We start from the raw sequence: 17,043 nt of genomic DNA, 5'->3' as shown, positions 1-17,043 counted from the left end.
TCCCCCTGTACTGTATGTATCGTTTTCATCCCTTACTTACTGATTTCTTGATGAATTCTGACACCGTTTTATTAAATTCTTCCGGATGTGTAATGTTCGGAAGATGCCCCGCTCCCTTAATTTTCTTTAATTCTGCATTGCTCAGCAGTTTCTGCAGCCTTTTTGTTTCTTTCTGATCAACTACGCTTTCCTTCTCACCCGTAAGGATAAGCGTTCTTGTATGAATGTCTTTTAAAAAGCCGATTGTAGAATAGCCTTCTTGTTGATGTATCTTCATAAAACGTTCAATAGAAGCATTTAAGAATTGATTACTGTATAAACTTTCATATTCATGCGACTTTCCTATAGCTATAAAATCATTTTTCAGTTTTTCCTCGACACTGCTTTCAGGGTCTTCTTCGTATGCGGTGTAACTTCCGGAAAGAATGAGTGTTTTTACTTTTTCAGGGTATTCATAGGCTATCCTCTGCCCTATCATGCCTCCCCAAGAAGCTGCCGCAATGTGGATCGGCCAAGCAACCCCTATCTCGTTCAGCACTTCGATAAAAGTCTGAGCCAGCCCGCTCAGTGTAAAATCGGCGCTCCCCTCACTCAGCCCGTAACCCGGTGTGTGTATGACAATTACATTAAATTGATCTGCCCACTCCTTCATTTGTTCTTTCCACATGTAAGCAGTGGTAGCAAAACCGCAAATCAGTAAAATTGTTTCACCCTTACCGCTCATCAATATTTCCATATGCCGGGCATTTTCTGTGTTTGCCAGAAAATGAACGGTTTCCGTTTCTTCTGTCTGGTAAAAAGCGATGAGTTTTTTTGCGGCATCGCTTTGATTGTGCTGAAGGGCTCCTTTCTTCAGTCTGCTCCAATAATGCAAATAATCGTCGAGATGATGATTGGAAGCTGTGCCGAGTATCCGGAAAGGACTTTCAGCTTCTCCCGTAACGATTGACGAAGCATCAAAATCGGCTGCAATCGCTGAATCTCTTACCAGAGGCGGTGCTGAACGGGCGGATAACGGCTTGAAATCGTTTTGTATTTTTTCTTTTTCTCCGTATAACACGATCAGCTGGTGGCCTCGGCCGAGAAGCGAGTGTTCAAAAGCTTTGATTCCGGCAGTATTTTCTAATGGGTGAAGTCCGTACTCCGTTTTCATAATGTCTTGAATGCCGGGATCAACTGACATGCCTCCGTCTTTCCAGAAAGGCCAATTTACAGCGATGGTTTTTCCAGATCTTCCCCCCGCCTTTCTCATACATTCCCTCCACTCGGCAAAATGCTCCAGAAAACGATTGGCGTAGGCGTAATCGGCTTGACCCAGACTTCCGATTTCTGAGGAGATGGAAGAAAACAAAACAAAAAAGTCTAAAGGCATATCTCTGAGCGCTTCATCCAAATGAATCACACCATTGACCTTTGATTGCAGCACCGCTTGAGCTTCCGCGTCTGTTTTATTCATAATGAGAGAGTCTTTTAACACGCCTGCACTGTAAATGACCCCGTTGATTTCGGAATAATCAGCATGAATTTTTTCCGCTAACTTGATGACCTGCTGCTTATCTGACATGTCAGCCTGGATATAAGAAATGCTTGCCCCGTCATATCGGATGCTGTCTAATTTTTCTTCCATGTCTGCTGTCATTTTCGATCGCCCGGCAATGATAACGCTGGCTCCGTGATTTGCATAAAGAAACGCTGAAATAATCCAGCCGATGCCGCTTAATCCTCCAATGATGAGATACACCCCGTTTTTTGCAAACTTGGCGGCCTTTTGTCCTGTTTGCGACGAAGCGTCTTTATATGCTGTCACCCGCCTTTTTTGATCGCCGTCATATTTCACAGCCTGATGATGTCCGGCACTTAATTCATTGAGAAGCAAAGGTGCTTTTTCAATGGTTTGTCTTGAAGAAATCTCAACCGTTTTACACTTTATATTCGGCTGCTCCGCATTCAGCGTTTTAAAAAAGCCTCCAATCGCGGCGTAAACCGGATTTGTATATTGACCCTTGTCATGTACGTACAGAATGTTGATGTTTTCTTTTACTTTTTGATGGATCAAAGCTTTACTCAAATAAAGAATTGAATAAAAGCTGTGAGTCAGATCTAACGCTGCCTCAGTATAAGCTTTTTTTGACAGGTAATGAATGATTGACGCCGGAAATGCTCCGGACTTTTTCATATCTTCTAACAGTCTGGAGTAATGAGCAGACTGCTCCAGATTAAATTTATAATGCTTTTCATTTACCATTTCATATTCAGCGGCGGCTTCCGCATAAATAACATTTTCACTGCCGATGTACTTTCGGATTTCATCACTCAATGAACTGTCGAAATCGAAAATCAGTGTATTTTCCTTAGGTACTTCTCCGGACTTTAATGGCGATTCTATCCATTCTTTTTGTAAATATAAAGATTCAAGCACCGGCTTTTCAGACGGCTCTTTCGTTTGCGTTTTTTCTTTAAAAGCTGCGGCCGGCGTATTACGCACATCATATTTTTCTTCTAAATAAGCCGCTAAATCATGAATATTGTTATAATCAAAAAGCAATGTCGGATACAATTGTGTATCCAATCTTTCCTCGAGCATTTTCGATATATGCAGCAGCTGTTTTGAGTCAAGACCCAGTTCGTAAAAAGATTGGTGTTTGTCCGCTTTATTTGGCGGTGTGTTTGTAACCTCTCCAATAATGGATGACAGCTCATCTGTTAATGTTTTATGACTGTCTTGGTGCTGAACTGTATCAGAGATAGAGTCTGTAATGTCGGCTCCGTATTTCTCCTGCAGAAATTCCGTCAATTCACCGATTGTGGAGTAATCAAATAATAAAGTCGGGTACAGCTTTGAACCTAACATCAGTTCTAATTTTTTGGATAAGTCTAATAATTGTTTAGAATCCAAGCCCATCTCGTAAAAGGAAATATCATTCTTCACTGTTTCAGCAGGTTTTTCAATCATGCCGGCTATCTCTTGGATCAAATTATTTCTAATCATTTCTTTATTGTTCGCTACGCTGCCGACCTCTTTAGCTTTTTGGGAATGCTCCAGCCTTTGTATTGATTTTTCATTTCTGACTCTTTTCACACCGAATCGCTCATAATAAAAAGCAAGCTCTCCATCAGGCCTGTATACTTCTATGTCCGCATATAAAATATCTTTTGAAGGCGGCTGCGTTATACTGGTTTTATTAATATACACAAAACAAGACCCAGTTGTTTTATGCAGTGCCCGGAATGTCTCAATATATATTGGGATAAACGCATTTGTTCCTTCATCCGGCAAGTCTGATGTAAGGATTCCCAACAAGCTGAGAGACCCATCCAAAAATGCGGGATGCATGTAAAAGTCATCTGTATATTCTTTTGAAAGTCCGCTTAAACTGACCTCTCCCAGAATATAATTTTCACCTTCATATACTGTACCTTCCAATTTCATAAAATCTTTATGAATCAGGCCGCCCCTGCGCAAATTACGATAGGCGGATTCAGCATCCGAAGTCCGGACGGCCCCTTTCTTTAATTCTTCGATTGAAATTGTCTTTTCTTTTATCGCATTTTTTCTTATGATTTCCGCCTGCAAGTTGACTGACGCTTCACCTTCCGCCTTTTCAGCGACCCATTTCCTGCTTGTTGTTTCAACAAGCCAGCCGTTTTCTTGTTTCGTAAACTGGAAGGTGACTTTTTTATCAAAATGGACTGACGTCGCAACAGGTTCACGGAATAAAACATGTTTGATTTCAAAACTTCGGGGTGATATCCCTTTCTCAGCTAAAAATCGTGTTATTAAATCCAGATACGTTACGCCGGGTATCGTACGCACTTGATGAAGGACATGGTCTGAAACAATATAATCGTCATGTTTGACTAATACGCTGAACCTCATGCAACTCGACAACCTTTCTTCTTTTACAAAGTAAAGAAACAGAGCAGGTGCTACTCTGTTTCATCAATAATTTCAAGAAGCCGTTTTTTATTCTGTTTGATTTGTTTTTTCCGATTTGAATCCGGCCAGTACTCTTTTCTGACAAACTCGGCAGGCGGCAGCGGAGTTCTGACGGAATGATATGAATCATCCAGGCCGCTTACCAAAAGGTGGGCGTTTGTTCCGCCAAAACCGAAAGCGCTGATGCCCGCCCTCCGTTTTCCATCCTTCCAGCTTCTCAGCTCTGTATTCGGATAAAAAGGCGACTTTTCAAATTCAAAGCGGGGATTTGGCGTTTCACAATTCAATGTAGGCGGAATTTCCTTATGCCATATTGATAAAATCACTTTAATGAAACTTGCCGCTCCGGCAGCGCTTAATAAGTGTCCGATATTGGTTTTCACACTTCCTACTCCGCAAAATTGCGTTTTGTTTGTGTCTCTTCGGAATACTTTTGTCAGAGCCTGAAGCTCAATCGGATCTCCAATCATCGTGCCTGTGCCGTGAGTTTCGACGTAGCTGACTGATCCGGGAGTGATATCGGCTTTTTCAAATGCATCTTGAATAACCTGCTCTTGAAGCTTAGGATTCGGGGTCGTAATTCCCATTGTCGCACCGTCGTTATTAATAGCTGATGCTTCAATGATACCGTATATCCGATCTCCGTCAGCTTTCGCTTTCTCCAGCGGTTTTAACAGAACAGCGCCAAAACCCTCTCCGGGTACAAAACCGTTTGCCCTTTCATCAAAAGTAAAACACTGACCGTCCGGCGAAAGAGCTCCTCCTTCTGTTAACATCAGGTAAGGAATTTCATCCAAAAGGAGATCCGCCCCTCCTGCCAGCGCCATCTCTGAATCACCGTTTTTTATGCTTTGGCAGGCTAAATGAATGCTGACTAATGAAGAAGAACAAGCGGTATCAGAAACCATGCTTGGACCGTGAAAATTAAAGAAATGCGACACATGTGAAGCAATAAAGTTTTGACTAAGCCCGACGATGTGGCTGCTGCTTTCTTTCGGCAGTTTGTGACCGTAACCGCCCATTCTGGAACCGACAAATACGCCGACTTTTTTTCCCGATAATTCTGTTTCTTCATAACCGGCATCCCGTACAGTCTGTACACTCGTTTCTAAGAAATGTCTTATCAGCGGGTCCGTTTGGATGGCTTTCTCCTCTTCCATGCGGAAATACTCCGGATCGAAGCTGCCGATTCCATTGATAAATCCTCCCCATTTGCTGATGCTTTTTCCCTTTTGCTGCACCGGAGAGTAATTTTCTTCTATATTCCACCGGGAATCAGGTACTTCTTTAATATGATTCTTCCCTTTTCTCAGATTGTCCCAAAATTCCTCTTTATCAGCCGCTCCAGGGAACTTACATCCGATTCCGATAACAGCTATCTTTGCAGAGGAAGCCGTCTGCGGTTCTGTATTTCGGATCGTCACAGACTGCATATCTTGCATATCTTGCTGATTGCTGCTTTGAGAATCAGTCTGTTCGATTTGTTTCTTCAACGGCGGCGCCGTCTTACCGATATATTCCGCAAGACCATGAATCGTGTTGTGTTCAAGAAGCACAGTAGGGTCAATTTTTTTCTGAATCATTGCTTCTATTCGATGTATAATGCTGACAAGTAGTATAGAATCCACACCGTATTCCTGAAAATCCGTATTTGGGTTAAGCTTTTCAAGGGGAATGCTCAATTCCTCGGCAAATACGGCAGAAAGTTCACTGACAAGCCCTTCTGAATGATCAAAAGTGTCGGGAGTCTCCTGTCTTCGGACTGGAACCGAAGCTCCGCCGGTTTTATTGATGTTCAGGAGACTGTCTGCATGAAACACTGTTCCTTTTTTCACGATAGGAATGATATTGGCCGATTTTCTCTCCAGTGCATGATACAAAATCGCCAGTCCTTCCCGTGTGGATAGAGAGTCCAGTCCCAATTCATCATATAAAGGACTCGTCACAGTACCCATTCCGACTTCTTTCCAGCTCGGCCAATTGATGGACGTGAAATACGTTCTCCCCTTTTGAAAATGATAAGCCGCGAAATAGTCCATATATGCGTTTGCAGACGCGTAATCAGTCATTCCTTTCGACAGTTTGGGTGACTGTGCTGCAATTGATGAAAATAGAATAAAGAAATCCAGCGGCCTATTATTAAAAATCCGCTCCAAATTCTGAAGTCCAGTGACTTTCGGCCCGTACACCGTCTTAAATTCACTCATTCTTTTATGAATAAAGGCCGGATTTCCGCCGCTGTGCAGTCCGGCACAGTGTATGACACCGCTTATATCTTTAAATTCAAGGCTTACTTGGTGAAAGAATGAACGCAGCTTCTCTTCATTTGTGAGAGAACCGCTGTAATACATATAGTTGACACCTTTCTCTTCAAAACTTTGAAACAGTTTTATATTGCTGACTGTCTTTTCGTCCTGTCTGCCCTCTTTCAGCAAATGATCCCATTCACTTCGCAAAGGTAATGGACGCGTACCCGTCAGCACGAGTTTTTTCACTCCCCGTTTCACCAAATCTTCAGCTATTGCTCTGCCAATGCCCCCTGTCCCGCCGGTAATCACGATGGCTTTATCCGCAGGAAATGAAACAGGCCCGCCGGTATGGATTCTTTCTTCTTCAAAATACGGAACATATCTGACGCCGCTGCGGTAGCATACTTCATTCTCTCCGGTACATTGCGCCCTTTCATTCTCAATGATTTGTTTCAGCTCATGCGTTTCTTTCATGCTGTCTATATCTATTGTTTTCACATGAACAAAGCCGTATTCCGCAGAAAGGGCTTTCAGAAAAGCCGCTGATTCTGCACCCGTCAGCTTTGGTTTTTCCGCTTTAAATACCTGCAAGCCATTGGTGATTTGTAAAATGGATAATGGTGTTTCCTTTTTACTCCGCTTAATTATTTCTTGTATAAATAAGAATTTACCATATGGGATGCCGTTCTGATTGTCACTCTGGTTTCCGATATCTGAGAAATCAAATATATTTTGGACCTGCCGCTCACCGCCCGAGAAGATCTCACGGATAACGTCGTATGCGTGGTTTTCATCTAATAAAGAACACTCAAACATTTGATCAGAGTGTTTTATAAATGAAGAGTGATGTTTGATGACAATCAGATTCTCCTGATCTATATCCGAACAAATGGAGCGGGCAATTGATTCTGTGTCTTGATTTACAAATGCTACTGTCAGTCCGTACTCTTTTGTTTCGGATGGATTGACAAACGGATTTTCCCTCCATTTTTTTTGCAAGTGATGTTGAAAAGAATGCTGAGGGATCTCTGTCTTCTCAGTCCTGAACGGAACCCAATAACGTTCTTTTGCAAACGGATAAGTCGGAATTGAGATCCGTTTACCCGGCTGCTTTAAATGTTGATGAACGGATTTCCAGTCGATATCCGCCCCCCAAACCCATAATTGAGCCAGCTTTTCCGCTTCACCGTTCTCAATAATAGTCTTTACAAACAATTCACCTGCTGTGCCTTCCGTTAACGCCTTCATTTTTTCAGCAAATGCATCTGCTGATTGCTGATGAACATATACGCCTGGAACTTGCTTGTCACCGCGGCAAAACTCAAATAATTTATCTTTGATTTCTTTAAGAGACGTACCGGTAATCGCCGCTCTGGCCTCCATCGCTTCTCTTCCCGATTGTGTAGTGTATGCCAGATCCCGTAAAACGACGCTTTCCGATTGGCTGCCTTCCATCACTTCATTCGGGAACAGGTTTCTTATCGCTCCGGCATATTCCTTCAATAAGTATTCAGTAACCGCTTGAATGGAAGGGCAATCAGTTAATTCATACATCGTGAGTTCAATATGAAACATTTCGTTAATAAAATCCGCCACCCGGCTTAATTCCAAAGGCCCTACGCCAAATTCACTCAGGTGATCAGCAATATTAATTTCTTCCGGATGGATATGAAGCAATTCCGAAACAAACGGTTTGAGTACTTCATACACCTTTTCTTTCATATCAGGCTGCTTATCCTTTACTTCAGGACTTAGTGAACGTTGGATAAAATCTCTCATGTTTTCGGCATACTCAAGAAGACGTTCATTGTCTTTGGCAGATAACAGGACAATATGCGGTTCGTTCTCAACATGTTCTGTTGAGACGTTTGTTTCTTCATATTCTTCTATAATGATATGAACATTCGTTCCTCCCGCTCCGAATGAGCTGATCCCCGCTCTTCTCGGAACAGTTACTGTTTTTCCGTTTTCCTGCAGTTTCGGTTTCTTCCAATCTTGCAATGACTGCTGTACATAAAAGGGAGATGCTTTAAAATCAATATTTGGATTCAACGTCTCCGCATGTATGGAAGGAAACAGTTTTTTCAGTTTCATTTGCAAAAGAACCTTTGTCAAACCGGCAATTCCCGCTGCGGCCTCAAGATGGCCGATATTTGATTTGACAGAACCGATGGAACAATATTGAGTGTGCTCCGTAAATTCCCGAAACGCTTTTGTTAACCCGGTGATCTCAATCGGGTCGCCCAGAGAAGTTCCCGTTCCGTGAGCTTCAATATAACTAATTGTACGAGGGTCAATACAAGCTTTCTGAAGCGCTTCCTGTATCAGTTCAGACTGACCATTTGGATTAGGAACCGTAAAACCGTTTGTTCTTCCTCCGTGATTGACCGCTGTCGCTTTAATCAGCGCATAAATATGATCTCCATCCCTTACCGCTTCCGCCGCCGGCTTTAAAAGTACGGATCCCACTCCTTCTCCCGGTACATAACCGTCACCGCCCTCGCCGAATGTACGGCATCGGCCATCACTTGCAAAGAAGCGGCTTTGATTTAATAATGTATATTTATTGGAATGAAGCGTAAGATTGACCCCGCCCGCAACAGCAAGTGTGCTTTCTCCTCTTCGTATACTTTCACAGGCTAAGTGAATGGCGTTAAGAGAGGATGAACACATTGTATCAACCGCCATACTCGGCCCCTTAAAGTTAAAGAAATATGATATTCTGTTTGCTATTGCAGAAAATGGAGACCCGACGGCCAGTTCATTTCCTTTAAGTGATTCTTCAACGCCGAAAAATTGATAGCTTCCATATGTGACGCCTGCAAATACTCCAACCTTTTTGCGGGTCAGATCTGAAGGTTTATAACCCGCATCCTCTATGGTATTGTACACTGTCTCTAAAAAGAGACGTTCCTGAGGATCAAGAAAAGCCGCTTCTTTCGGTGATATCCGGAAAAATAAAGGATCAAACCGGTCTGGATTTTTCAGAAAACCTCCCCACTTATAGCAGCTTCCCTCCAGCATTTCTTTCCGGTCATCAGGAATTTCGCTTACGCAATCCCGTCCATTCATCAGCACATTCTGGAACTCCCTGATGTTTTCCGCACCCGGGTATCTGCCGCTGACACCGATAATGGCTATATCAGCAGAAAGGGGATCGGCCGCAATGTGCTCTTTTGAACCTTCTCCTTCAGAGCGTACCGGCGCTTTTGATTCCAATGGTTTTCTTTTTGGCTTTTTTTGATATGAGACAAGTTCAGATGTTCCGGCCGGTTTCAGCAGTTTCATCATTCGTTCGCTGTGATGACTCAGGAAATATTCGGCTAACTGCGATATTGAATGATATTCAAAAAATAATGTTTTCGACAATCTGCCGATACTTTGCTCCAGCTTTTTGGTCAGACGCATGATCATTACTGAATCAATGCCGTATTTCTCTAGGTATTGTTTCTCATCTATGAGTGAGACCGGTAATTTCAATTCCTCTGACATTATATTTTTCAGATAACTGATGATATTTTGTCTTAATTCATCGTTTTGCAAATCGGCATCTTCCTGCTGGTCTGAATGTAAGCTGATTGTGCCGGCACGCTTCAGCACATCCTCAATCTTTTCTTTTCGGCCTTTCAGGGCAATCAGCTGTTCAGATGATTGACACAAGCTGTTCTCCAGAGCCTGTATTCCGTCACCGTCATCTAACGGGTCAAGACCGAGTTCCTGTTTCATGTAGGATATTCCTTCATCGTCAATATTCATCCCGCCGGAAGTCCATAGCGGCCAATTGACTGACACTACCCTTCCGGCAGACTCTTTTGCGGTCATAACTGCTGCATACTGATCCAAACAGGCATTGGCGAAAGCATAGTCACATTGGCCGGCTGAGCCGAAGACTGCCGATGTGGATGAAAACAAGACAAGTAATTCAACTTTCATTTTTTTGATTTCTTCCGCCAGCCACAGCGTGCCATAAACTTTCGAACCTGTGACTTGATCAATTTCTTCTTTTGTCTTTCTTAAGATAAAAGAGTCACGGAGTACGCCGGCACTGTGAAATACGCCATGTAAGGTGCCGAACTGCTCTTTTGCAAAAGCAAACATCCGTTCAGCATCACTTTGTTTTGAAACATCAGATCGGATATATTCAACTGTTGAACCTGAACTTCTTAAATATTCGATCTTTTTTTTCTGCTCTTCAGTTAAATCAGAGCGCCCTGTCAATATGAGATTCGCTTTCCATTTTTCCGACAGATGTTTTGCCAGTATATAACCGAGACCGCCCAGGCCTCCTGTAATCAGATAATTCCCATGATGTTTCAGCGGCTGGGTTAAATCGAATGAGCTGGCTTTATTATAGCTTTTCGTAAAACGTCTGCCGTTTTCATAGCGCACTTCAAAATGGCTATCCCGTTTTTCGTCACACTCTCTCTGATATATATCAGCTATTGCTGGAAGAGCGGCTCCCGCACCCTCTGATTGAGTGATATTGATAATCTGGTAGTGAAAATTGGGGTGTTCCTGGTGAACGGTTTTCACCAATCCGCCGAGAGCATGATGCAGCGGCAGTTGTTCTTTATTCTCTGTTTGAAAAATATGCGTCAGTTTTATTATCTTTTTCCATTTCAGTTCAATCAGCGCCTGTGTAATATACAGAAGAGAAAACAATCCGTTTTCCAATTGTTTCTGTATACCTCCCTTACTCATGTCAGCCTGAGAATCAGACCACAAGTGAAGAATCTTTTCGGGCAGCTGATAATGATCATGAATGTATCGGAACAGCTTTAGATAATCGTCTTTTTTCACGTGGTTCATACAAATCGTATCATCATGTAAAACAGCAAATTCTTTTCCGCGGATGACAAACAAGAGAGTACAGTCCTTAAACAAACCGCTCAATTCTTGTATTTGCCGTTCATTTTCTGCAAAAATCAGGAGCAATCCCGTCAAGGGTACGCTCTTCTTACTCTGAATGAACGATTCAGTCCATTCCGGCTTGTAATATAAAAGCGGATGGTTCGATGCCCGTGATTTTTGATTCTGAATGGATGTCACACGGGCATAGCCTTCGTCAGCCGACATTTGTCCTGTTTGAATCAGATCAAGAATATCGCTGAGTTGTTCACGTTTTCCGTTCATCATTCTTCCCCCATTAATTGTTTCAATACAGCCTTCTGATCAATATCATTGGTTTCCAATTGACGCAGGAGACGAATGAGTTCGTCGTCCGTCTGAACAGTGTCTTTTTCATGACCATATCTGAATCTCACATCTCTGCACTCTGCCAGAATGCTTCCGTTTTTATCTGTAAACGTCATATGACACGTTACATCACGGCTGTTCTGCCGGTTCTCTTTTTGAGTATAGACATAAAAATTTTGAGCGAGAGGGTGATAGACATCCGCCGCTCCCATTCCGATCAATTCCGGGAAGGTTTCTCCGCTGACAAAAAACGCACTGGCTTGAATCGCGGACTCAAGCGCTTCAGGAGAGATCGTAAAATTCTCTCTTTTTGCATAAAGCTCATCCGGCAATGAATGAAGCGACAGCATTCCGTCACTGTTTTTCGCTGATTCAATGACAAAAGGCGCTTCAGCCGGATGTTCAGTCATTTTTGATTTGACTTCAGCAATATCAAGCGCTTCAGGAAGCATACCGCTTTCAGGCTTAACAATATGCGCATTTCCCCTGGCAAGACGTACTTTATTCTCATCTTTTGTGTTTGCATATATGTCAAACCGCGCAAAGTCGCGCTCAGGCGTCAGCGTAATTATCAGTTCCCGTATATCAGTTATTCCGTTCATGCTTTCGGTCCACAATAAATCAGTCAATGTTTGAACTGGTTGTCCAAATGCCGCCGCTGCATTGACGATAGCCATTTCAGCCAAAGATGCATAAGGGAAAAAGGACACGTTTCCTTCAGACAGACTTAGTGCGAACGGATGATTACGGGTGATTTTTTTCGTGAAACTGAACTGATTAAAATCGGACGTGTTACTCCCCAAGAAAGGGTGACCCGGCTTACTCATATCCGCTGAAACAAGTGCTTCCCCTTTTTCCGCTATCCAATACCGCTGTTTGATCAGCGGTTGTCCCGGAATAGAAATCCTGCGAGCATTCCGCTTCACCTCAAAAGTCTCCCAATCTATCTTTCTTCCATTTACCCATTTGGATGCTGCTTCGGCGTAATCTGAACAAACGTGAGGCATTTCATTGTGAACTTCTGATTCGAATGTATTACCGGTATAGCTCAAGCTGCTTTTTTCACCCCTGATATAAGCTGAGAGCTCTTCAGCAATGACCCGCCCGGAATCTGCCACTATCGCCAGCCGTTCTTCCATATGATCGCGTCCCGTCTGAAGTGTATAGGCAATATCCTGAAGACGCAGTTTATCATTGTTATCCTTCGATTCATTTTCTGATAGAAAATCAGCCATAACCTCCGCATATTTTATCAGCCGTTGTTTGTCTTGAGCCGATAAAACAAAGATCACTCGGCCGCTTTGATGATCAAAAGCTTTTGGCGGCTCATACGCTTCCAATATAAGATGCGCGTTTGTTCCTCCTGCCCCAAAAGCGCTTACCCCGGCTCTCAAAGGATGAACAGCATTGCTGTTTTGCGGAATATTCCATTCAGCCGCTTTCCGCTGCACTTGAAAAGGAACCTGATCAAAATCTATAAACGGATTAACAATATCGGAATGCAGAGAAGGAACAAGCTGCTTATTCTTCATTTGGAGAAGCACTTTCGTTACCGCAGCGATTCCTGCCGCAGATTCTAAATGTCCGATATTTGATTTCACCGAACCGATGGCGCAAGGATGGTTCAATTGATAGGAATCTTTCAGTCCTTGAATTTCAATCGGATCGCCTAATGACGTACCCGTTCCATGCGCTTCAATATAATTGACGGTATTCGGATCAATGTCAGCTTTACGAAGCGCTTCTGAAATGACCTCCGCCTGTGCATCCGGATTCGGTATGGAATACCCGCTCGTCTTTCCTCCATGGTTAACGGCGCTTCCCTTAATCACACCGTATATTTGATCTTGATCTTCTATTGCTTTTTTCAATGGTTTTAACAATACGGCCCCGACTCCCTCACCGGGAACATAACCGCTTCCGTCTTTTCCAAAACTCCGGCATCTGCCGTCACTTGATAGAAACTGTCCCATACTGAGGAACTTATATTTATTCGGATGTATTGACAAATTCACTCCGCCGGCTAATGCCATATCGCTCTCTCCGCAATGTATGCTTTGGCATGCGTAATGAATAGAGGTCAGTGATGAAGAGCACATTGTATCCAGAGCCAAACTCGGACCTTTTAAATGAAAATAATAAGACACCCGATTGGCAATTGAAGAATAGACGGACGCCGGCGAGAAAGCCACTCCATTTTCTTCTCCTTCAAATAGTTGATATTGGCCCCACATTGCACCGACAAATACACCGACTTTCATCTTTTCCAGCATGTTTCTCGGGTACCCTGAGTCTTCAAAACAATGTTTGGCCGTTTCTAAAAAGAGCCTTTCCTGGGGATCCATAAGTTCTGCTTCCCTTGGGGAAATATGAAAGTAAAGCGGATCAAATTGATCGGCTCCGCTGATAAAACCTCCCCACTTGCTGTAAGACTTTCCTTTCATATCTCTGTCTTCGCTGAAGAAATCATCCATATTCCAGCGGTCAGGCGGGATTTCTGTAATACAATCTTTTCCGCTCTTTAAATTCTCCCAAAATTCAGGTAAGTCTTCAGCCATCGGATACTTCCCGCTTAATCCGATAATGGCAATGTCCTCATGCCTTGTATCAGCTGTTTCATTTATTTGGATCTCACGGCTTTCATCCTCTATGAAGGTATCTTGAAGTGCAGATTCCAATTTTTCTTTGTCACCTTCAAACACGATCAGCTGTGATGCGTTCAGAGAGAGTGAATCTTGAAAAGCTTTGATCCCATTGGTTTTACTAAGGGGAACCATACCGATTTTTTGTTTCATCCATTTTTCAGTTTGTTTATCCACTTTCATGCCGCCGTCTTCCCATAGCGGCCAGCCGATGGCTACTGAGACGCCGGAGCGTTCTTTTTTCCGCCTCATTCCTTCACGCCACTCAGCGAAAAGATCGATGAACCGGTTGGCCAATGCGTAATCCGTCTGTCCGATATTCCCGTACATCGAGGTGCTTGATGAAAACATCACAAAGAAGTCCAAAGGTTCGGTTTGCAGCAAGCTGTCCAATAAGACCGTCCCATTTATTTTCGGAGCGATCACTTCCTGAATTTCATCTTTTGATTTTTGAATCAATAAAGCGTCGTGCGTCACACCGGCACTGTGTATCACACCGTTGATTTCTCCGAATTGCCTTTTAATGGTTTTTATGATTCGCTCTGCATCGCGGCTATCTGAAAAATCACCTCTTATATATTGAACCGAAGAACCGCCTGCTTTCATTCGGCTGATTTTGTTCTTTTTGTCTTCCGTAAGTTCAGAACGGCCCGCTAAAATAATATTGGCTTTCGTTTGGGCTGCGATATGTTCTGCAAATATAAGGCCTAAGCCGCCGGCCCCTCCTGTAATCATGTATACTCCGTTTTCTTTAAAGGAGAAATCTGAGTTTGGAGCCGGTTCTGCTTCCCGTAAGGCACGGACCCAGCGCACATTTCCTTCATAATAAAGATCGGTTTCTCCCGGATGCGCTTCCGTAGATTCGACTCTGATGATTTCAGCTGTAAGTTCCGTCAACGATGACTTGTCTGAAACTGATATCCCGATTGTCTTAAGGGCCAGTTTCGGGTTCTCAAGCACAATAGACTGCCCTGCGCCATGGACTGAAGCGTAAAGCGGCTGATCATTTTTATGATCCGCCGGATAAAGGAAAAGCGATACAACCTTTTTTTCCGTCTTGCTGCGCATCAATGCCCGGCTGAAAAAGAATAGCGGGTAAGCCCCCTTAGAAAGCTGTTCACTTATTTTTTCCGGGCCGGCAAATGACCCTTCCGGCCACCCGTAAACCACGGTGTCGGGCATTTGCCCCCTTTTTTTCAGATCAGCTGCAAGCCTGTCAAAGTGAGCTTCCTCCCTGTGATCTATCTCATAAACACCGTCTCCGTGATAGGAGAAACGATTCCCTGATAAAACGAGAATGATCTGTGTATTTTCGAATCCATTTTCAGCATTTTCCCGCATAAAATGAAAAAGCTCTCTGTCATATTGAAACAGCAGGCATGTTCTTTTCTTTTTATTTCCGCAATTCGGGTCCCAAGCCGCAGCCTTTTGGCTCCAATGCGGCGTTAAATAGGTCAAAGCCGTATGATTCTCTCCATGATGAAGAGGGAGGTCTTTTTCAACGGAAGTTTTTTCGCCGCTCTCTGCAAAATAATTTGCAAGTTTTTGAATCGTCGGATACTCAAACAATAAAGTAGGATACAGTTCCCTGCCTGTTTTCTCCTCCAATGCTTTTACGGCTTGCATTAGTGTGACGGAATCCAGGCCTTGTTCATAAAAACCTTTTACCACAGAGAGTGTTTCAGGGGCAGTCCCTTTGATGTCTGCGATCAGCTGCTGAATGTCTCCTTCTGTTATAAGAGCGGAAAGATTTTGGTTCTTACTTTCTTTCATGTCAGGCAGTTCAGCCGGTTGATTTTGCGTTAAGAAATAACTGGACATTTTTTTATTTTCTTTAATATACGCGGCGAGTTCCCGGATCGTTTTCTGCTCAAACAGGAGTGTAGGATACAGCTGTTCTCCTGTTTTGTTTTCAAGTTCTTTGACAATGGCAAGCAAAGAAGCGGAATCCAGGCCTTGTTCATAAAAACCAATGTCTGTCCTTATGTCACGCAGATCTAGATTTGAAACCCCGGATATTAATTCTTTAAGGTGTGTCTCAATGCTTTCGCTTCGATCTATGATTGAATCTTTTCTGATCAGGCCGTCTTTTGGCTGAGAAGCCGCTTCAGTTTCCAAACGAGTCTGCTTCAGATTTTCAATTAAATCTTTTGAGCGAATATGTTTCACAGACAGCCGCGTAAAATAAGCGATCATCTCCCCGTGTGCATCGTACAAACCGTAACTGACTTGGATGACATCCCCTGAATCATGATGTTGGTCTTGCTTCTCTATGTACACATAACACCTGTCTTCCAGGCGCTTCGTCATACGGAAAGATTCAATATGAATGGGAATATACGTTTTCATCCGGCTTGCCGGAGATCCTTGTGTAAAATATTCGGGACATGCCTGATAAAGGATCGATATGATGGTAGACGCATCAAGAAAAGTGGGATGCAATTGAAAATAGCCGGTATATTGTTTGGCAATTTGGCTGAGCGACAACTCTGCAAGTACAGAATGATCAGACGCATAAACCTTCCCCAGACTCTTCATAAATTCAAAATGCTCTATATCAACCTTTTTTAAATAGTCATAACATATCTCCATATCGGCTTCACGGACGGAGGCATGTTTGATTTCATCGATATGAATTGAACTCATGCTTTCCGGGAATTTCTGCATGAGCCTGCAGTTCATATTCTCATCCCAGCTTTCATCCAGAATGCGGTCATCTTTTACCTTTCTGCTCTTCGCCTGAATTTCCCATCCCTGTTCCAATCCCTGAAAACGGATGCGGATTTCTCTGTCAAAAGTATCCGATGTTGCTACAGGTTCCAAATACAAAATATTCTGACACTCGAGTTCTTCAATAGGCAAACCTTTGCTCAGCGCCATACGGTATATCATATCTAAAAATGTAACACCGGGTATAATCCGGGTGCCATGCACCCGGTGATCCCTGACAATATAGTCCGTATGTTTAATTGTTAATGTGAACTGATAGTTTTGATTACTGGCCACCTGTCTCATTCCT

Annotated in this window: 3 protein-coding genes; all 3 read right to left on the bottom strand. The window is 43.2% G+C overall.

What is annotated here, in order from left to right:
• Window positions 1-25: 25 nt before the first annotated feature.
• Genes G9F50_RS03855 through G9F50_RS03845 form a run of 3 tightly spaced genes read right to left on the bottom strand, consistent with a single transcriptional unit; the run spans window position 26 to window position 17,030 of the window.
• Entirely contained in the window at window positions 26-3,877 is a 3,852-nt protein-coding gene (locus G9F50_RS03855; protein WP_165417691.1) for an alpha/beta fold hydrolase, read from the bottom strand.
• Between the two features lie 50 nt (window positions 3,878-3,927).
• Complete coding sequence (locus G9F50_RS03850) at window positions 3,928-11,319, bottom strand: type I polyketide synthase (RefSeq protein WP_060561737.1); 7,392 nt, start codon at window positions 11,317-11,319, stop codon at window positions 3,928-3,930.
• Complete coding sequence (locus G9F50_RS03845) at window positions 11,319-17,030, bottom strand: type I polyketide synthase (RefSeq protein ID WP_060561842.1); 5,712 nt, start codon at window positions 17,028-17,030, stop codon at window positions 11,319-11,321. The genes G9F50_RS03850 and G9F50_RS03845 overlap by 1 nt, the downstream gene beginning before the upstream one ends.
• Window positions 17,031-17,043 lie beyond the last annotated feature (13 nt).

The organism is Bacillus sp. EKM206B (genome assembly GCF_011066015.1).
Taxonomy (GTDB): Bacteria; Bacillota; Bacilli; order Bacillales; family Bacillaceae; genus Bacillus; species Bacillus velezensis.
This window is presented reverse-complemented; position numbering and strand designations above follow the sequence as displayed.